We start from the raw sequence: 18,574 nt of genomic DNA, 5'->3' as shown, positions 1-18,574 counted from the left end.
TTTCCCCTATCTTCACAAGTGTGCCAAATACGTCAAAAACAATGACTGAAGGCTCAATATGGCCTGCTTTTATAAATGATTCCATATTTTGACAACCAATTAAATTGAATTTTACTTTTTGTTGAGATTACCATAAGAGGGATTGCTATAAAAAATTAAGGGAGATATTTGATATCTCCCTTTGATTATTTTATTCACTGAAATTTGCAAACATAATTTTAGGGAAATTTTTCATAAAGTGGCGTCTAACATGATTGAAGTCACTCAGATCATGTTGATTTTTTTCAAAATAATTCACCCAGGCTAAAGTCGCATCTTGGTCATTTAAGTTGGGGTTAACATTCAGAAACAAAGCTAAATCAAATGTACGGTCAATATTAAACTCTTTGATTAGTGCAACAGCAGTTGAACGAACTTCCTCTGAAACAGAGAATTTTGGAGAAAAGTAGTTATTCATAGCTGAACTTCCTTAAAAAACTATATAATGAAATTTAGAACGGCTAATTTGTTTTTTAATAAAACAATATAACCTGCTGTAGGTTAAATTAGCATGTAGAGAGTTATTTATCAAGTTGAATTAACCTGCTGTAGGTTAATTTTTTTAATTTAAAGGTTGTTATGATTAGATGTAGGTTGTCAAATTTGATGGGTGAGCGAAAAATTTTAAAGCTAAGTGAGGTAGCTCAAGCGACTGGTATTAATCGTAATACGCTAACAAGCCTTTACTATGATCGTGCAGTACGAATTGAACTTTCAGTCGCTGATACCTTATGTAAATATTTTAATTGTAATATGCAAGATTTATTTGAATACAGCGAAGGCTCGTAAAGCAGGGAACTAAGTGGTTCATAATTTATTTTTAAATTTAAAAATAATCTAGAATCAGCAAAGTTTTATGTTAGTGATAGCTTAAATTTTGATTGATATATTTTTTTGCTAAAAATCTAGCATAAACTCTAACTGGACAAAAAATTAAAAGACATAAAATTAATGTTGACATTAATGGGATCAAAGGCTCCATTAAATTATGTTTCTGAAACATAATACCCGCAAAATTTGGTAAACGTCCCATAATGAAATAGAATCCACCGATTACTAAGGTAGAGATTACCCAACAAATTGCGATAGAATGTTTTTGATAGCGAAAAAATGTCTGTTTACGGAATGATGAGATACATTGATTACAATAAGGAAATCTCTGATAGTCTTCATAAGAAAGCATCCCATCACCATTTTTACATGGTAATGAGTGATTAATTGTTAAATTGCCACCACATACATTGCCTGTATTTGAATGACCGACAGAAACAGAATTATTTGTCATAAGAATCCTAGCTATTTATTTAAGAGTTATATCTCTTCCTGCAACATTCCCAGTATTTGAGTCACCGACCGTAACAATATTACCCTTAGGTGGTTCTGGAGTATTTTGAGTTAATAACCCCGCCAAGATATGTCTTTGTACAGTTTCTGGTGCTTGCCGAAATAATTCAATCAGCATTTTTTCTTGTGTTGTCACACTTAAAGACTCTCTTTTTCCTGTTAAAACGTAATTAATATCAAAGCCTAATTCCGTAAGTTTAGCAAGATACTCTGCATCTGGAGAGCGTTTGCCATTTTCATAATTAGACTGTGTAGGAATTGCTACACCAACAAATTCAGCTACATCTTTTGCTTTTAAATTCAACCTATTACGTTCTTCTGTTAAAAAAATCTTATTCACTTGAATAAATCCTGTTGATTTAAGTTAATCGAACGATTAATATTAATTTGTTAGCGATACTTACATAGTGTAACACGCTCGAGATAATCATGAACTAACACGCAAGGGTAAACGATATGAAAGGAAAGCCATTCTTGGTTCGGCTACCGAATCCTGAAATTCGTGAGGCTTATCAACGATATTGTTCAGATCATTTAAGAAGTCTTGATGCACAGTCTTCAGTACTGATTATGAGAGAACTTAAAATCCAAGGCTATTTGAATGATTTGTCAAGTATAAATCAAAAAATGCTACAAAAGAGATAGATGCAGTGGACTAAATTTTAAAATTAATTATTTTCATTTGGCAAAAAGTATAAAAGCCCATGCGGGAACATGAGCTCTTATGAATGTCTTCATTGCTGATCAGACATTTGTATTTTGATGAATAGGGGCATTTTTGTCAATCCTATCTCAAGATCACTTTTTGCCTGTTTTTTAATAAACAGGAGGCTCAAAATGAGCACTAAACTTAAAAATGGTCAGTCACGTTACCAGTCTAAAGCCAAAGTTGTGACCATTAAAAAATTTCAGTTATCGACGTTGAGAAAGGCAACTGATCGTTTAAATGATGCAGCATTCGAAAAACATGGTGATGTGTATCTTGAATTCCCTGTAATTATTCAGGGAGATGGCAGCCCTTCTGAAGTTTTTAATCTGTATTTGCTGAAAAAACTTGAGCAAACAATACAGTATGATTTTAAAACATTTGCATCTATTGCGAATCAGTTGGTTGATTTTCAGCGTTTTTTAGAAGATGAGCAACTGGACTGTTTGAAGTTCCACAAACTAAAACAGTCAAATGCGATTTTTAAATATCGTGCTCGTTTGATTGAGCAAGCGAATGTGGGCTTAATTGAGGCAAGCTCTGCACGTGGTCGAATTAATGCAGTGGTGAACTTTTACCGATTTCTCGTTACAGAAGATTTGATCGATCACCAACGTTATGGACTTCCTTTCCAAGATGTTTACAAATACATTGCGGTGGATAATGAGTTTGGCGCACGTCGAAAAATGGCAATTAAGTCACATGATCTTGCAATTCATGTTCCTGCTAAAGCCCAAAACTCTGAAGCGATTGTCGATGGTGGTGAGTTAAGTCCACTGACCGTTGAAGAACAAACAATCATACTAAAAGCATTGCGGAAGTCATCACGTGAATATCAGTTGATGTTTTATCTTGCATTGTTTACAGGCGCCCGTTTACAAACGATTTGTACTTTACGAATCAAAAACTTAATTGGTTGTGAGCCTGATGGTCATGGCTTTATTCGTCTGCCAGTTGGGGCGGGTACAGGCATTGATACCAAATTTCAAAAACCAATGACGCTGCTAATCCCGAATTGGTTAGTACAAGACCTGAAAGTTTATATCAATAGTGAGCAAGCGCGTCTGCGTAGACAAAAGTCAAACTATGGCGACTCGGATGAAAACTATGTGTTTCTCACAAAGCTTGGTACACCTTTTTACACAAGCAAAGCCGAACAGCAAGAACTGACCGAGGAAATCAAAGCTTCTGACTCGTTTAGCTCAAAACTTAAACTTTATGAAGGTGAAGCAGTACGCAGCTATTTAAAGGTCGTGCTATTACCCGAAATTCGATTGATTGATCCACAATTTAAAAGTTTTAAATTCCACGACTTACGTGCCAGTTTTGGTATGAATTTGCTCGAAAGTCAGTTACAGCATTTGCCAGATGGGCATTCTGCTATGACCGCTGTTGAGTATGTGCAAGCTCGTATGGGACATCGTAACATCAGCACGACTTTACAGTATTTGAATTATAAATCACGATTGCAATGGCGCAGTAAAATTCAGCATGAGTATGAATCAAGCTTAATGAAATACGTGATGTCTTCTGTCAATTTAGCGGGAGAATTGTCATGAATTTTAGACGCTCTCCGATTTTTGTGCATATCTCAGATATCAACAAACAAATTAATGAGCATGAGCGACTTGTTCTCGTCTGCAAAGATAAGACAGCTTCTTTTGCTTTTAAGACATTTGACATTGGAACTCTGTTTTATCGTAAAAGAGTATCTAGCGAGGTTTTGTCAGAACAACAGTTATCTGCATCTTTTGATGAAAAAAGACGTTATTTTTTGCAGTGTTTAACGGACTATTTGTTGCAAATGAGCGGATCAGATTTGTCAAAAGGCCTCTTTTACTACACTAGTAAAATGTTTCTAGATTATGTGGATTTGCAAAAGAAAAATTTTGATTTATCAAATCAAGACACTGTGATTGATGCGTATCGTCGTTACAGCAAATATTTAGTTGATCGCACTTTGCTTGCAGATACTGATGAAGAAAACCTGGCTGCACATACAGCAAAGCAATATCAGCGTAATGCAGCGAAGTTAATCGCATATGTATTTGACTGTCATGAAATTGATATTGTTAGTCAAGCGATGCAAGTACAGTCTCAGCGTTATGATGTGCCTGTTTTACCGATCGCAGAACAAGATCATCAAAAAACTTATGCAACTTTGTTAAATGTCTTTCTTGAAATTTATCGTATTGTTGTACAAGAAAATGAATTTCCTGCGCATTTTCAATCCGTGGATGAGGAAAACTTCTATTTTTACTCGAACTTTCATCATCAAACTGAGAAACAACATATTCAGTTTGATGTACAGAGTTATTTAGCCAAATATCCAGTTATTCCAGCCCTTCCCAAAATGCTGGCTGATTTTGAGTTAGAAGAAGATAGTGAGCATCGAAAACGTGTACGTGAAAATCGTAATCAAGCGATCCGTAAACTTGAAGAACGCAACAAAGATAAGCGGCATTTAGAGCGTGAAAGACTTGCATCCTATGGCCTGACCATCGGCATGCTGTTATTTATTGCTCAAACAGGGGCTAATTTAGATACAGCTCAACAGTTACAACTTGATACGATGGAAATCCTACCGAGTACACAAGGCCGACGCTTTTCAGGAACGAAAAATCGTGCAGGAGGCAAGACAGTACGGCCAGAGTTTGGAGTAAAATTTGAGCCGATTTTTAGAAAAATTTTAGAACTTCGCACTTGGTATATTCAAGATGAGCCATGTGATTTTGTCTTTCCATTGCGCAACGAAATTCAGCAATTGGGACCTGTAAGCAACGGCAGATTACAATTAATAAAAAAATTTTTACAGCGTATTTTTCCGAAAATGGCCTGGATCAAACCACAGCAGTGGCGCAAGCATGTTAGCAGTCAATATGTTGAATTGAGCGATGGCGATTTATTGCTTGAAGTCGAAAAAATGGGACACTCACTCGATACTGCGAAGAAAAACTACAGTCGAACTTCATTTAAAGATGCAAGCCAGCAAATTTCTCAATTCTTTTATGAGTTGCGGGACGTTGCAGTTTCACAAACTCGAACTGTCGAACGTATTGCTGTGCAAATGTTAGATGAAACTGTTGATGTTCAGACCTTACCTGTTGGTGCATGTGTGACAGCAACGCCACAGCCTGAAAAAGCACTAGGTTTTACTGAAAAAGCTCCAACGCCAAACTGCCAGCAATTTGAGCATTGCTTGTTCTGTCAGCACTATGCAATCCACGCTGATGATGAAGATGTGCGTAAGCTTTTATCACTGAAAAGTCTACTCGGTTATGTCAAACAAAAAGCCACGAATCTAGTCAAATGGGAGCAACAATTTGGTGTGATTTTACATCGGATTGATGAAGTGTTGAATGAATTATCAACTTCGTATCAAGATTTAAAAGAACGGATTTTAAGTATTCAGGATGAAGTGGAAAGTGGTGATCTAGATGCGTATTGGTTCAATCATTTTGAGCTTTTAATTGATTTGGGGTGGATCGCATGAGTTCATTTAATTCATATCTATATTCATTGGGTATTGCTGAGCAGTTTTTACCTGATGAATATCGTTTGGAGAATAATCAGCTGACTGTTCCCACAAGCTTTATTTTATCCCGTATGTCAAATGGCGCAACATTATCTCAATTTGGCGATGATGTTTGGGACTTTTCACCCTATCTGCCGAAGTGTCACTGTAAATTAAATTTTAAGAGCTGGTTGAAACATGCTCGTGAGAATGATTTTCTCTTCTGTCAAATACGTGCTGAAATGAAAAAAATCATTTTTGCGTTGCTCTACATCAAAACAGGTAAGTCGATTATTAAAAGTGTTGAGCAACGCCATCTTGTCTTGCGACAGTTTGCTGCAATTGCTTACCGCAATGGTTGCACCTTGACACAATTATTTAGTGATGCAGCCTATATTGCGAAAGTACAAGATGCTTATGCTGGCATCAGTTACCAAAGAGCTAATCATATTAAAGCATTGTTAACAGATTGTTTTGCCTTACAGCAGCAGTATCCGTTATTAATTCCAGCTTTTAATACATATCAACCGATTGAGCATTTAGCAAGGCTCGCTGCACAAATACGCTTGCAGTCGGGCAAAGTAGGTCCGCAAACTAAGTTGATTCCATCTCGTATTTATATAAGTTTAATTAATGGGTTAGCAGAGAAATTGAATGAGTTTAATCATTATGTACCTGCTTTACATCAGTGGTTTCAGCGCATTCAACAAGAGCCATCTTTTGCGCGTATGCCCCGCGAGTTTAAAGTTTATAAAAATGCAGTGAGTTTTGCCGATGCTCGTGATTTATTTGGTTTAACGGCACTGTTTGAAAATAATCAGATTAGCAAACATGCGAATTTGACTCGCTACATGACGTTGATACAAGGAATGGCCAAACTTTGGATTCATCTATTCACAGGTATGCGTGATAATGAAGTGAATCAGCTGTCTTCTGATTGCTATCAAACTATTCAAAGTAATGAGCATCTTGTGCATGTCATTATGGGCTATACATCAAAGTTACACGGGGGTGGCAACAAGTCTACTTATTGGATTACGTTTGAAGATATTCAAATAGGCGTACACGCAGCACAAAGTATTGGTGAAATCTATGCGTTATTTAATCCGCACTACGATTTTTCTAACCCTCGTGAATATCCCTTATTTCCAACCCTATATTCGCAAAAACATCGGCATAAAAAGAATCAAAATATTGAAAATGAAACGGATTTTATTTCCAATTTTTCAGGTGCTCCGACCAGAACGCAGTCCAACTTTAACCAGTATCTAAACCGCATCTCGGCATCGTTTGGCGATGGATTGAGAATTGCTGAAAGTGACTTGGCTGAGCTTGAAGCATTCGATGGTTTCCGCAACTGGCGTGAAGAGAAAGACTGTCAGATTGGTGAATATTGGAATATTTGCACCCACCAATTTAGACGTTCTTTAGCTGTGTATGGCGCTCGTTCTGGTATCATCGGATTGGGTGCTTTGTCGGTTCAATATAAGCATTTAACCGAAGCGATGACACTGTATTATCGTGAAAATTCGGTGTTTGCTCCGAATATTTTAGCTTCGGATAGTCAAAAAGAGTTTATTCAAGAGCTTGAATATCAGCGACTTGTTCATTCTTATGCACAATTTGAAGATGGTGTAATTAATAGTGCTAGCCGTTTACTTGGTGGGGCAGGAACCTATTTGCAGCTGCAAAAAGACCGCGAGCAATTACTCACAGTATTTCCAAACCGTGATGAAACCATTAAGCGTATGAAAAAGGGTGAAATTGCCTATAAGCCTAGCTTGTTTGGCGCATGTACCAACCCTGATTCTTGCGAAAAAATTTCATTTACGGCTATTACGAGCTGTTTGAGTTGTGCCCATGCAGTGTTTGATGCTGTCAGTGTAGAGAAGATGCAAAAAGCAGTCCAACGACTGCAACGAGCACGAGATACACAAGCACCAAGCAGTTTACTGTACGGACAAATGGACAGTGAGATTTTGGCTTTAAACAAAATGATTCAAAAAATTAAAACGATTAATATTGAGGTGTAAAGTATGAGTGCACTTAATGATTATTACGCTGCTTTAGAGCGATTAAAAGCCAATAAACCAACTATCTTAGCCAAAGGCTCTGCGATTAATAATGACACTGTAGCACTGGAAGCAGGGCGTAAACGGGGTTCGATTAAGAAGAGCCGTCATGCTGCACTGGTGCAGGCAATTGAGCTGGCTGCACAGCAAGCGGGGCAAAATGTTCTTTCGCCGACACAGCAAATTGAGCAAGCGAAAAGTAAAACTAAAACGGTGAAAAGTGATTATGAGCAATTGAAAGAAGATTATGAAAAATTGCTGGAAAAGGCAAATTCGCTGTTGGTGGAGAATTTTGAGTTAAAACAAAAAACGCATCTTTAAAGATGCGTTTTTATTTATTAGAGAATTTAAGTTAAGTCAGTAATAGAAGCCTTAGCTGTACAGTTCTTAGGTTTTAATTCATCTGCAACATTAGTATAGCAAGTCCAAGTACCAGCACTTGCCGGGGTAGTAGTTCCATTCACAGTTGTTGCATCTGTATCTCCAGTACGCTCCCATTGAATAAATTTGCCATTGATACGTGCGCTACCTTTGAGCTTACATTGAATAGTGGTGACACCAGCCACAGTAACATTAGCTTTGATACTAGAGCATGTACCGGATTGAGTAGGTAGTCCAATTGCTGTTGGAGAACTAATTACAGCAGAAATACCTTCTGAAAGTTGAGCTTCTGTATTAGTTTTACCACCACTTATATCAGCTAATCCAGTAGCTACTTGAGCTTTTGCTGTATAATTTTGATAGGCAGGAATCGCAATCGCAGCCAAAATACCAATAATAGCGACCACAATCATCAGCTCGATCAATGTAAAGCCTTTTTGAGCATTCATAACATTCTCCACAAATATTTTGTTAATTTATTTATAAGCTTTATAAGCTAATTTATAGCTTGCACAAAGTGTGCCAAAGTATATTACTAAATAATTTCTCATTAAATCAATGGATTGGTTAATAATTTAAAAATCTAAAAAATATATAAGTAAATTTGTGTATCTAAGTGACAAAAAGTGTCATTTTTGTCGGTTTTGAGAGATGTAAATATAAAGATTGCTTGTAGTAGGAAAAGTTAAATTATTTACAGCTATGTAAACAGACAACTATATTTAGCTTAGTCATGATTGCTCGTGTGGGGGTGAAAGTAATTTGAAATTGAAAGTGTTGTTCTATGTGGAATGTTTTATACATGGGGAAGTAATAGAATGAAACGGCTTAAAGACTTCAAAGTAACCGAATGAATGCCTCGTCCAGCTGTAAATTTTTTTTCCATGCAATTTGGTGATGAAAAAGCGACAAGGCGTATTGTGCCGCATCATGCAAGATGTGTGATTCTTCAGCATAACGAAGAAATACAGAAGTTGGCTTATAAATGAAGCTGGAATTTTTACTCTATTTTTAGCTTGTCAAAATTTTAAAATATCTCACAATTAGTTTGCTTCATAAAATTCATGCTATCGCACTCAGTAAAAGCCATTTTCTGATATAGACAAAACTCAAAATTCTGTCTATTGAAAAGCATGTCCATATGGACAACGTGTATAATGACGTAAAACTATACAATTCAGTAGTTTAATGTATGTCCATATAAAGTCACTTATGGAATGAAAAAAATTGATGATCGTTGTCGCGATTATCGGTATCTTGGCTGCGATTGCGATTCCTGCGTATCAAAACTATACGAAGCGTTCACACGTTTCTGAAGGTTTGAGTTTGGCTGCGGGTGCAAAAGTTGCGGTAACTGAGTTCTACTCTTCTAATGGCCACTGGCCTACAGCGAACGCTTCTGCTGGTTTAGCAACAGATTCAAGTATTACGGGTAATGCTGTTAAAAAAGTTACGGTCTCTGGTAGTGCAATTACTGTTACATATAATGACAAAGTTACTGATAATGGAACAATTAAATTGCAAGGTGCTAATACTGCTGGTGGTGTAACCTGGAAATGTACAGCAACTGGTACAAATCAACCTGTTGATAGCAAATTCTTACCATCTAACTGTCGTTAATAGTTGGCAAAAAAGAAGCATCTATGAGGTGCTTCTTTTTTATTATTTAAAGAAAGTAAATGAATAATTTTTTGAAAAAATATAATATATATTTTATTTTTGTCCTAATCTTAGGGGTAACTTTCTATATTTATTACTTCGGTTTATTTGGGGATTATGTTTTTGATGATTCTGGGAATATTTTAGAAAATAAAAAAATAGCAATAACATCAATAGACTGGAATAGTTTAAATGCTGCATTTTGGTCTGGTGGAGCTGGGCCATTAGGTCGTCCAATTAGTATGTTATCTTTTGCACTTAATTATTATTTTACTGGCTTTGATCCTTACTATTTTAAACTAACAAATTTAATAATTCATCTTGTTAATGGTATTTTAATTTATTTTTTAAGTTTATTGATTTTTAAAAGGTTGTATGCTGGAGAAAAACAAAAGATAAACCTAGTTCCTTATCTTGCACTTATTGTAAGTACAGTATGGTTGATTCACCCCTTGAATTTAACGAGTGTACTTTATGTAGTGCAACGAATGACCAGTTTATCTACATTATTTGGTTTTTTAATGTTGGTAGTTTATTGTTATTGGCGGAGTTGCTCTAAAAATAGATGGGGTACAATATTTGCTTTTTTTACAATAATAAATTGTTTCTTTGCATCCATTTTGAGTAAAGAGTCGGGTTTTTTATTTCTAGGTCTACTTTATTGGATTGAATTACTTATTTTTCAGGGACGAAATTTAAAAGGAGAAGATATTCTGGTTGGAAGGCTTAAGCTTATTCAATTGTTATGGTTTGGAGTGGTTGTAGGTTTATTTTTAATTATTTGTATGGCATTTCCTTATATAAATAATCCAATTGTAGGGAACCGAGATTTTAATACGATTGAGCGATTATTTACTGAGTCGAGAATTATTTTTTATTATTTAAAAATGATTTTTTTACCTTTGCTTTCTGACTTAAGTTTATATCATGATGATTTTATTGTTTCTAAGTCCATTATTCAGCCAATAACAACTCTTTACTCTATATCAGGCTTAATTTTTATTTCGGTTCTAAGCTTGCTTTTTGTTAAGAAATATCCATTAATCCTATTTGCATGGGGTTGGTATTTGATTAGTCAGTTGATGGAATCAACATTTATTAATCTTGAACTAATTCATGAACATAGAAATTATTTTGGTACTATTGGTTTTGTTACCTTAATTGTTTATTGCATAGCTTGTATAAATAATCAAACAATTAAAAAAATTATGATTGCTCTTGGTGTGATTTATACTTTTAATCTTGCTTTCACAACTTGGCAACGAAGTATTATTTGGTCAAATCTTGTTGATCAGGCGGCTTATGAAGCTGCAATGCATCCTTATTCTGATCGTGCAAACTATCAGATGGCTCGTATTTATATGAAGTTAATGGTTGAGATTCCCACTAAACGTGAGGAATATGCCAAAAACGCCTATTATTATTTAAGACAATCCCAAAAGAGTTATTTACCATCTAATGGAGCATGGTTTGGCGAATTGCATCTTGCTTCGGAAATGAAATGGACTATTTCAGAGAAAACAATTCAAGAATTACAAGCTCGTTTAGCACGTGGTTCTTTTACAAACAATAATATTGGATTCTTGAGTGCATTTTCTGATTGTCAAATTAAAGAGTTTTGTCATGTTCCTCATGATCAAGCTGTGAGAATCATTGCTGCTGGCATAGATAATCCTAATGTAAATAATGATGTACGTGCAGAACTTTATAAACTTTTAGCAAATTACTTTGTTTCAGTCATTGGTGACTTTCTTAAAGGTGAAGAATTTATGCATGATGCGATGAATCTAAAAGATGATATTAATGGTCGCCTGTTGTATTCACAGATTTATCGCCTACAAGGTAAATTTGTAGAAGCAGAGCAACAGTTGGTTCAAGCAAAAAAATTAGATACAAAACAAGTGTGGTATAAAGAAATCAGCTTAGAGCAAGAACAAATCATTCGAGCTCAAAAAACCTATAGGGAAAGGCATTGAAAATAAGTGTAGTACTTCCTGCAAAAAATGAAGCGGGTGCGATTGGAAAAACAACCGAAAAAATTAAGCAATTAAACATTGCTTATGAAATTATTGTTGTCAATGATGGCTCAACAGATGAAACTTCTTTGCTTGCGGAACAAGCTGGAGCAAAAGTTGTATCGCATCCTTATTCAAAAGGGAATGGTGCGGCAATTAAGACGGGCGCAAGAACTGCAACAGGGGATGTAATAGTTTTTATGGATGCAGATGGGCAACATGACCCTAATGATATTTCTCGATTAATTGAAAAAATTGAACAAGGCTATGATTTAGTTGTTGGTGCAAGACAAAAAGGTTCGCAAGCAAGTGTTGGCCGCGGGGTTGCAAATACACTTTATAATAATTTAGCGACCTATATGACGGAACATAAAGTCGAAGACCTCACATCAGGCTTTCGTGCAGTACGTGCAGAGAAATTCAGAGAATTCCTCTATTTGTTACCAAATGGTTTTTCTTATCCAACTACTAGTACTATGGCATTTTTTAGAGCTGGCTACTCGGTGACTTATGTACCTATTCACGCTGCTAAACGGGTTGGAAAAAGTCATATTCATCCATTAAAAGATGGAATACGTTTTTTCTTGATCATTTTTAAGATTGCTACCTTGTTTTCACCTTTGAAAATGTTCTTACCTATCGCTGTTGTCTTATTTTTAATGGCAACAAGTTGGTATGGTTATACACTTTATGAATATCATCGTTTTACTAATATGAGTGCATTGCTTTACACTGGAAGTGTGATGATATTTTTGATGGGGCTAATTTCAGAGCAAGTGACTGCTCTCATGTATAAAGATAATAAGTAGGAATTACTGTGTTTAGTATATCAATACAGTTGTGGAAAATTCTGACACCACTTGATAAAAGAAAATTATTGGTTGTCCTTATTCTTGTAGTTGTTATGGCTGGTATTGAAGCAATTGGTGTTGTTTCGATTATGCCCTTTCTTGCCGTATTGGCTAATCCTACAGTTATAGAAAGCAATCTATTACTCCAAAAAATTTCAAAAACTTTATTGGTGAACGATACACGTCAATTTATTGTATATTTAGGTATGCTTTCACTTGGTATAGTTGTTTTTTCTACATTTATTAAGATTATTACTCAATATACGTTATATAGATTTTCTAACTTACAGCGCCATTATTTTTCAACTCGACTTTTAGAAATTTATTTGCAACAGCCTTATGAGTTTTTTATCGAAAGAAATAGTTCAAATTTGATAAAAAATATCTTGTCAGAAGTAGATGAACTCGTCCGAGGGATAATTCAACCTATATTGTTTTTAATTGCTTACAGTGTTGTTATTTTCTGTATGATTGCCATTTTAATATTTTATGATCCTATTATGGCAATTTCAACAGCATTAATTTTAATGTTTTTTTATGTTTCTATTTTTTTAACGATAAAAAAAATTCTTGATCAAATTAGCCAAAGTTTTGTTGAAGCAAATGAAGTACGTTATCAAGCTTGCTCAGAGGTCTTAGGTGGGATTAAAGATATCATTATTAATCATGCAGGGAAACAGTATATAGAAAAAGTTGATCAGAGTTCAAGGCTATACTCACTTCATTTGGCGACTAAAGAGACTTTGGGCCAAGTCCCATTGCATATCGTGGAAACGATAGGTTATGGCTGCATCATTATTCTTGCAATTGTATTGGTTATTTCTGGGAAAGAGATTTCTCATATTTTACCTATATTAGGGTTATATGGTATAGCTGCTTATCGTATGCTGCCTGCTGCACAAAATATATATCGTGCAATTACACAGATAAAATTTTCTCAAAATGTTTTTAAAAGCATAAGAGACGAATTTTTGTTAAATAATAAAAAAATAGATTACAAAAAAAATCAAAAAATAGTATTTGAAAATAAAATTCAATTGAAAAATATTTGCTTTTCATATGCAAGCAGATCTAGTAATTTAATTTTAGATCATTTTAACTTAATTATTTCAAAAAATAAAACTATTGGAATTGTTGGGAAAAGTGGAAGTGGAAAAAGCACGTTAATGGATATTATGTTAGGTTTATTGCAACCACAACGTGGAAAGGTGTTAGTCGATGATGTCGAGTTAAATCAGAATAATATACAAGCTTGGTACCAAATAGTAGGTTATGTGCCACAGTCAATTTATTTAGCAGATAAAAGTATTGCTGAAAATATTGCTTTTGGTGTTGAAAAAGATCAAATAGATTTTGAAGCAGTAAAACTGGTGGCTCAACAAGCGCAGATTGATGATTTTATTATGCAAAAATTACCACAAGGCTATCAAACAAAAGTTGGTGAACGAGGAGTTATGCTATCTGGTGGACAGAAGCAGCGAATAGGAATTGCTCGTGCTTTATATAAAAATCCTCAAATTTTGTTCATGGATGAAGCAACAAGTGCATTAGATATCGAAACCGAATATGCTATAAATGAAGCAATTCAGAATTTAAATGGGAAAAAAACGATTGTAATCATTGCCCATAGAGAAAGTGCTGTAAAAAGTTGTGATCAAGTAATTAGATTAATAAGCTAAACTTAGCAAAAATCATTGAGAGGATGTAAATGGGGATTGATAGTCAAAATTTTAATTTTTTGAAGTATGTTCAAAAAAATAAGGTTACTTTTGGAAGAACAATTACATTAGGTAGATTGGCTCTTTTTAATATTGAAGATACTATCTTCGAGAGATACGCTATAGAAGACCAAAAATATGCTGAACAACTTTTAGAGAAACTATTTGGTGCTAGTAGTATAGAGTCTATTGATAACTCAGGCTATGAGAACTCTACATATATTTTTGATATGAATAAAGATTTAATAGATTTTAAGAATTACGATACGGTAATCGACTTTGGTTGTACTGAACATATATATAATATTGGTAATTGTTTTAATAATATCAGAAAGTTATGTGATGTTGGTGGTGTTATATTGCATGCTGTCCCAAGTAATGGCTGCTGTGGTCATGGTTTTTATCAATTTTCACCAGAGTTTTTTTATAGCATGTATTCAGAAAAAAATGGTTTTTCGAATACTGAAATTTATTTAGTTGATATGGATAACCATAAATATTGGTATAAATTAGACCCAAAATTTAAAGGAAACAGAATTAATATTAAATCATTAAGTGAATTATATGTTTTTGTTACAACAACTAAACAAAGGCATGTTGAAACGCTTGAGATCCAGCAGTCGGATTATGAGGTTATCTGGGATAAGTCTTTCAGAAAAGATACAGCCTTGAAGAGTGGCAATAAAAGCATATTAAAGTTTATTAAAAAATTTATTTTTCTGACAAAATTATATAGAATTTTAGATGATTTCCTTTCACCTAGTGGTGCGAAAAATTTAAATAGCAATCCTTATTTAATTAAAGTTAGTGTTAAAGAGCTCAGCAATTAATTAAAATTGCTGAGTATTTTACTTTTGAATAAGTATTGCTGTTTCATCAATAAGGTGAATATAAGTTTGATTGTTTTGAAAATATTCATCTACAGCCTGTCTTGCTCCTTTCCAATGGCCATAATCATCAACAATCAAGATACCTTTTTCAACTAGTCTGGGGAATAATTTTTGTAGTTCTAAAATTGTTGATTCATACCAATCGGTATCTAATCTCAATAATGCAATAGAATCATGTGTCTTAGTACTTAAGGTATCTTCAACTTTACCTTTTATGAAATGAACTTTATCCATTGGATAACCTATTTTCTTTATATTTTCCTTAACTTCATCTAAAGATGCATAGCACCAGATATTTTCTTCAATATTGTGTTTATTTAATAATGTTTTTGCATTATCGCCGTAAATAGAAAGATCATTATCTGTTGGTTGAGACATACCTTCAAATGTATCATAGAGATATAAGTTTCTCGAAGTATCATTTAACTCAATAAGCTGTAAAGCGATAAGCATCATACTGCCACCTCGCCATACACCACATTCAACAATATCTCCGGGAATTTTATTCTTTACAATATATTGTACTGAGTTTTTTAAACTTAGCATTCGAGGAATACTTGTCATCGTATAAGGTCGGACTTGGTTAATAATAATTTTATCTGATTCAGAAATATAAGCATCATATTGGACTAAATATATATATTTACTATTTTTAATGATTCTATAACCAATAATATTTAAAATATTTTGGAGAATATTAGCTATTTTTTGTTTCATTGATTAAATCTAACCATTTTCTTATTGAGTTCTCAATATTAAACTGTTTTGATTTTTCAGTAAATGGTTTAATTTTAATAGTTTTTTTTGTTACGATGATATCGTAAATTTTTTTCTCGAAGTCTAAAGGATTTTGATTATCAATTAGAATACCATATTTTCCATCCTCTAAGATCTCATATGGACCATGTTTACAATTATATGCGATGCTCAATAATCCACATGACAAAGCCTCAATAAGAACTGTTGGAAGACCCTCGAATCTCGAGGGAAGTAAAAAAATATCTGATCGATTCATAATTGAAAGAGGATCTGCTGTAGCACCTTTCAAAAAAATATGTCGATCCAGACCTAATTTATTTATTTTTTTTGTTAGATTTATATATTCTTCACCATCTCCCCAAATTTCTAGCTGCCAGTTTTTATATTCTTTAAAACGATGCATTATATCTATGAGATTATCATAACCTTTTTGATATGTTAGTCTTCCAATAGAAATAAATCGTATCATTTTAAAATCTATGCAATTGTTTCTAATTTGAATATTTTTATTTGAAATGACTGGGTTGTAAATGCATTTTATTTGGGTTTTACTTACATTGAATTTTTCTTTTACCTCATTCAATAATCCATTAGATACGCAAACTAAATGATTTGTTCTTTTATATAATAGGCTTGCACATATGTAATCAATAGTTTTTCGCTTAATACCATTTCTTGACTTAGGGTAAACAATACTGTCATGTGTATTATGTATAGTATGAATATGTATGATTTTACTATCAATAACTAAAGATGTTAATAAGCCTAAATCAGTAAAGGCAGTAATAACATGAGTTGGTTTGCTTTTATTTATTTCTTTTTTTAAACTTTTAATAATTTGAAATATATTGTTATTTTCTATTTTTTTTACGGAAGTAGTTGCGTAGGCTTCTTCCTTTAAATTACCTTGATCACTTAAAACAATTAAATGGCATTTGATCCCATTTTCTTGAAGATTTTTTATTAAATTTAAAGTTACTCGTTCAACACCGCCAAAAACGAGTCTTGGTAAAATAAATGTAATTTTTGGTTGATTCATTTTAGTCATGGGAATTAAGTTGTAAATATTATACACTAAGTTTTTGTTTAGATAAAGGTTTTTATCTTTTAATAAAAATGGATGGTTGTTTATATATTTAAGCTAAAGGAATTTGATATTACCTTCCACTCATGATTTAGTTTAATGTTTAGTTTTATTTTATTTTTTAATTGAAACTCAATGCAAGTTGCAAGGTTTCTAGGATTGTTACATTGTGAAAATAAAAAAGAATCGTTTATGTTTTTTAAACAAAAGTTACTTTGAATGTTTGGGTTCATAGTAGTTACAATAGGTATTTCCATTGAAATGTATTCTGCTATCTTACATGATGCCCCATTATCCATCATATCTGAATTTCGGTATGGTAATGCTAACAGATCACAACTTGCTATAGCAAAAGGAATCTTATTGAATGAAATATTACCTAGATAATGAATGAAATTATAATCTAAATTTAAATTTTCTCTCTTTTTTCCAGCTAATAGGATTTTTAGGTCGATACCATTTTCTCTGATAATATTAACTGCTTCAATTAAATCATCTATACCACGATCTAATTCCATACTACCAAAATATCCAATATATAAATCTTTCTCTGATAAATTAAATTCTTTTCTGGATTTGTTTTTGTCACGTGGGTAAAAATGGTTCTTATCTATTCCGTTTGGCAAAAAAAATGTTTTTTTACATTGTGTTCTGGAATCATTTAAAAGTTTTTGGCTTGCAAAAAAGCACATGTCTGATTTGTTTAGTAAAAATTTATAAATATTTATTCCTAATAAATTTCTATACCCTGTAAAGGTGTCATATTTATCATAAACATCAAAAAAAAATTTAGAAAAAGTTAATTTTGCTAGAAGAAATCCTAATAATCCAATATAGCAATCTCCGCTTGCAATAACTATTTTAGGTCTCTTAATAAGATTTTTAAAAATACAAGTTAAAAAGCTCAAACTAAAAATAGGAGTAGAAGTGATCTTTAGTTTTTCCTCATAATCTGTTATCTTTTCTTTTGAATAATAGTCAATTAACCAAAGTTGGCATGATTTCTCTTGCGACCAGTAGTAAGGCAATTTATAAATACGCCCATACTTTTCTATATAAGCATCACGATTTGTATAGAAACGCTTACCAATAAAAAGTATATCCATTTATAGTTTCTCAATAGCTGCTTTCAACTGCAGTCTTAAATTATACCATGCAAATCGTTCAGCAAATTCTATACAACTTTTCTTTTCGATTAAAAAATAGTTTTCTAGTACATGAATTACCACTTTAGTCAGTGAAATATAGTTTTGTTTTTCAATAAGAAAACCAGTTTTTCCATCTTGAACAGCATCTATTATGCCGCCTGTCGCAAATGCAATCGTTGGTGTACCGTGTGTTGCTGCTTCAATTGCAACCATACCAAAGCCTTCGGGATCTTCGGGAATGTACTTGACTGGAAAAACATGAATATCAGCCAAATAATACCAAGCTGAAAGTAACTTATCATCTGAAATATTGCCAACAAAAAGTATATGATTCTGAATATTGTATTTTTTCGCTGTAATAAGAATAGATTCTTTACTTTGTAAATTTTTATTT

The 18,574-nt window shown here is 33.4% G+C and carries 19 protein-coding genes and 1 pseudogene; 11 read left to right on the top strand and 9 right to left on the bottom strand.

Annotated features, from left to right (window positions below; all coding sequences use genetic code 11):
• Positions 1-85: pseudogene (locus tag Aba26S_RS21500) on the bottom strand (HAD family hydrolase); the annotation flags it as partial.
• Between the two features lie 105 nt (positions 86-190).
• Entirely contained in the window at positions 191-457 is a 267-nt protein-coding gene (locus tag Aba26S_RS18090; protein WP_004281168.1) for a hypothetical protein, read from the bottom strand.
• Positions 458-618: 161 nt separating this feature from the next.
• Between Aba26S_RS18090 and Aba26S_RS18085 the strand changes: the two genes are divergently transcribed.
• The gene (locus tag Aba26S_RS18085; RefSeq protein ID WP_081402433.1) at positions 619-828 is read left to right on the top strand and encodes a helix-turn-helix transcriptional regulator; all 210 of its coding nucleotides are present in this window, start codon (positions 619-621) and stop codon (positions 826-828) included.
• Between the two features lie 70 nt (positions 829-898).
• Here the strand turns inward: Aba26S_RS18085 and Aba26S_RS18080 are convergent, their stop codons facing one another.
• On the bottom strand, positions 899-1,324 hold the full coding sequence (locus Aba26S_RS18080) for a hypothetical protein (RefSeq protein ID WP_016651442.1): 426 nt from the start codon (positions 1,322-1,324) through the stop codon (positions 899-901).
• A gap of 15 nt (positions 1,325-1,339) precedes the next feature.
• A complete protein-coding gene (locus Aba26S_RS18075; protein WP_016651443.1) occupies positions 1,340-1,723 on the bottom strand; it encodes a helix-turn-helix domain-containing protein in 384 nt (127 codons plus the stop codon).
• 116 nt (positions 1,724-1,839) lie between these two features.
• Here Aba26S_RS18075 and Aba26S_RS18070 point away from each other — a divergent pair, with 116 nt between their 5' ends.
• The 5 genes from Aba26S_RS18070 to Aba26S_RS18050 all read left to right on the top strand — a co-directional run bounded on the left by Aba26S_RS18070 (position 1,840) and on the right by Aba26S_RS18050 (position 7,996).
• Positions 1,840-2,028 (top strand): hypothetical protein, encoded by a 189-nt coding sequence (locus Aba26S_RS18070; protein WP_034430930.1) that lies wholly within the window; start codon positions 1,840-1,842, stop codon positions 2,026-2,028.
• Between the two features lie 192 nt (positions 2,029-2,220).
• Positions 2,221-3,648: a site-specific integrase gene (locus tag Aba26S_RS18065; RefSeq protein ID WP_016651444.1), complete on the top strand. Its 1,428-nt coding sequence runs from the start codon at positions 2,221-2,223 to the stop codon at positions 3,646-3,648.
• Positions 3,645-5,582 (top strand): hypothetical protein, encoded by a 1,938-nt coding sequence (locus tag Aba26S_RS18060; RefSeq protein ID WP_043974007.1) that lies wholly within the window; start codon positions 3,645-3,647, stop codon positions 5,580-5,582. The genes Aba26S_RS18065 and Aba26S_RS18060 overlap by 4 nt, the downstream gene beginning before the upstream one ends.
• Positions 5,579-7,636 carry a hypothetical protein gene (locus tag Aba26S_RS18055; protein WP_043974005.1) on the top strand — a complete coding sequence of 686 codons (2,058 nt, stop codon included), beginning with the start codon at positions 5,579-5,581 and terminating at the stop codon, positions 7,634-7,636. Before Aba26S_RS18060 ends, Aba26S_RS18055 begins: the two co-directional genes overlap by 4 nt.
• A 3-nt stretch (positions 7,637-7,639) precedes the next feature.
• On the top strand, positions 7,640-7,996 hold the full coding sequence (locus Aba26S_RS18050) for a hypothetical protein (RefSeq protein ID WP_005403315.1): 357 nt from the start codon (positions 7,640-7,642) through the stop codon (positions 7,994-7,996).
• Positions 7,997-8,022: 26 nt separating this feature from the next.
• On the opposite strand, the gene Aba26S_RS18045 is transcribed toward Aba26S_RS18050, so the two are convergent.
• A complete protein-coding gene (locus tag Aba26S_RS18045; protein ID WP_005403314.1) occupies positions 8,023-8,505 on the bottom strand; it encodes a pilin in 483 nt (160 codons plus the stop codon).
• 781 nt (positions 8,506-9,286) lie between these two features.
• Between Aba26S_RS18045 and Aba26S_RS18040 the strand changes: the two genes are divergently transcribed.
• Genes Aba26S_RS18040 through Aba26S_RS18020 form a run of 5 tightly spaced genes read left to right on the top strand, consistent with a single transcriptional unit; the run spans position 9,287 to position 15,129 of the window.
• Positions 9,287-9,676: a pilin gene (locus tag Aba26S_RS18040; protein ID WP_043974002.1), complete on the top strand. Its 390-nt coding sequence runs from the start codon at positions 9,287-9,289 to the stop codon at positions 9,674-9,676.
• Positions 9,677-9,735: 59 nt separating this feature from the next.
• Complete coding sequence (locus Aba26S_RS18035; protein WP_043974000.1) at positions 9,736-11,691, top strand: hypothetical protein; 1,956 nt, start codon at positions 9,736-9,738, stop codon at positions 11,689-11,691.
• Positions 11,688-12,539, top strand: coding sequence for a glycosyltransferase family 2 protein (locus Aba26S_RS18030; RefSeq protein WP_043973998.1), 852 nt, complete (start codon positions 11,688-11,690; stop codon positions 12,537-12,539). The genes Aba26S_RS18035 and Aba26S_RS18030 overlap by 4 nt, the downstream gene beginning before the upstream one ends.
• Before the next feature lie 8 nt (positions 12,540-12,547).
• Complete coding sequence (locus tag Aba26S_RS18025) at positions 12,548-14,260, top strand: ABC transporter ATP-binding protein (RefSeq protein WP_043973996.1); 1,713 nt, start codon at positions 12,548-12,550, stop codon at positions 14,258-14,260.
• A 29-nt stretch (positions 14,261-14,289) separates the two neighbouring features.
• Positions 14,290-15,129: a hypothetical protein gene (locus Aba26S_RS18020; protein WP_043973992.1), complete on the top strand. Its 840-nt coding sequence runs from the start codon at positions 14,290-14,292 to the stop codon at positions 15,127-15,129.
• 18 nt (positions 15,130-15,147) lie between these two features.
• Here Aba26S_RS18020 and Aba26S_RS18015 read toward each other — a convergent pair whose 3' ends face one another.
• The 4 genes from Aba26S_RS18015 to Aba26S_RS18000 all read right to left on the bottom strand — a co-directional run.
• The gene (locus tag Aba26S_RS18015) at positions 15,148-15,906 is read right to left on the bottom strand and encodes a TylF/MycF/NovP-related O-methyltransferase (protein ID WP_043973990.1); all 759 of its coding nucleotides are present in this window, start codon (positions 15,904-15,906) and stop codon (positions 15,148-15,150) included.
• A complete protein-coding gene (locus Aba26S_RS18010; RefSeq protein WP_168926875.1) occupies positions 15,887-16,987 on the bottom strand; it encodes a glycosyltransferase in 1,101 nt (366 codons plus the stop codon). The genes Aba26S_RS18015 and Aba26S_RS18010 overlap by 20 nt, the downstream gene beginning before the upstream one ends.
• Before the next feature lie 89 nt (positions 16,988-17,076).
• Complete coding sequence (locus tag Aba26S_RS18005; protein ID WP_043973984.1) at positions 17,077-18,138, bottom strand: glycosyltransferase; 1,062 nt, start codon at positions 18,136-18,138, stop codon at positions 17,077-17,079.
• Positions 18,139-18,574 (bottom strand): glycosyltransferase (locus tag Aba26S_RS18000; protein ID WP_043973979.1); only part of this gene is annotated, 436 nt, incomplete at its 5' end.

This window comes from Acinetobacter sp. NBRC 110496 (genome assembly GCF_000876115.1).
GTDB lineage: Bacteria > Pseudomonadota > Gammaproteobacteria > Pseudomonadales > Moraxellaceae > Acinetobacter.
Note: the sequence above shows the minus strand (reverse complement) of the source record. Positions and strands in the feature narration are given on the sequence as shown.

Coding starts and splice junctions, on each gene's coding strand:
- Aba26S_RS18090 (WP_004281168.1), bottom strand. CDS start 457: ATGAATAACTACTTTTCTCCAAAATTCTCTGTTTCAGAGGAAGTTCGT.
- Aba26S_RS18085 (WP_081402433.1), top strand. CDS start 619: ATGATTAGATGTAGGTTGTCAAATTTGATGGGTGAGCGAAAAATTTTA.
- Aba26S_RS18080 (WP_016651442.1), bottom strand. CDS start 1,324: ATGACAAATAATTCTGTTTCTGTCGGTCATTCAAATACAGGCAATGTA.
- Aba26S_RS18070 (WP_034430930.1), top strand. CDS start 1,840: ATGAAAGGAAAGCCATTCTTGGTTCGGCTACCGAATCCTGAAATTCGT.
- Aba26S_RS18065 (WP_016651444.1), top strand. CDS start 2,221: ATGAGCACTAAACTTAAAAATGGTCAGTCACGTTACCAGTCTAAAGCC.
- Aba26S_RS18060 (WP_043974007.1), top strand. CDS start 3,645: ATGAATTTTAGACGCTCTCCGATTTTTGTGCATATCTCAGATATCAAC.
- Aba26S_RS18055 (WP_043974005.1), top strand. CDS start 5,579: ATGAGTTCATTTAATTCATATCTATATTCATTGGGTATTGCTGAGCAG.
- Aba26S_RS18050 (WP_005403315.1), top strand. CDS start 7,640: ATGAGTGCACTTAATGATTATTACGCTGCTTTAGAGCGATTAAAAGCC.
- Aba26S_RS18045 (WP_005403314.1), bottom strand. CDS start 8,505: ATGAATGCTCAAAAAGGCTTTACATTGATCGAGCTGATGATTGTGGTC.
- Aba26S_RS18040 (WP_043974002.1), top strand. CDS start 9,287: ATGATCGTTGTCGCGATTATCGGTATCTTGGCTGCGATTGCGATTCCT.
- Aba26S_RS18035 (WP_043974000.1), top strand. CDS start 9,736: ATGAATAATTTTTTGAAAAAATATAATATATATTTTATTTTTGTCCTA.
- Aba26S_RS18020 (WP_043973992.1), top strand. CDS start 14,290: ATGGGGATTGATAGTCAAAATTTTAATTTTTTGAAGTATGTTCAAAAA.
- Aba26S_RS18015 (WP_043973990.1), bottom strand. CDS start 15,906: ATGAAACAAAAAATAGCTAATATTCTCCAAAATATTTTAAATATTATT.
- Aba26S_RS18010 (WP_168926875.1), bottom strand. CDS start 16,987: ATGAATCAACCAAAAATTACATTTATTTTACCAAGACTCGTTTTTGGC.
- Aba26S_RS18005 (WP_043973984.1), bottom strand. CDS start 18,138: ATGGATATACTTTTTATTGGTAAGCGTTTCTATACAAATCGTGATGCT.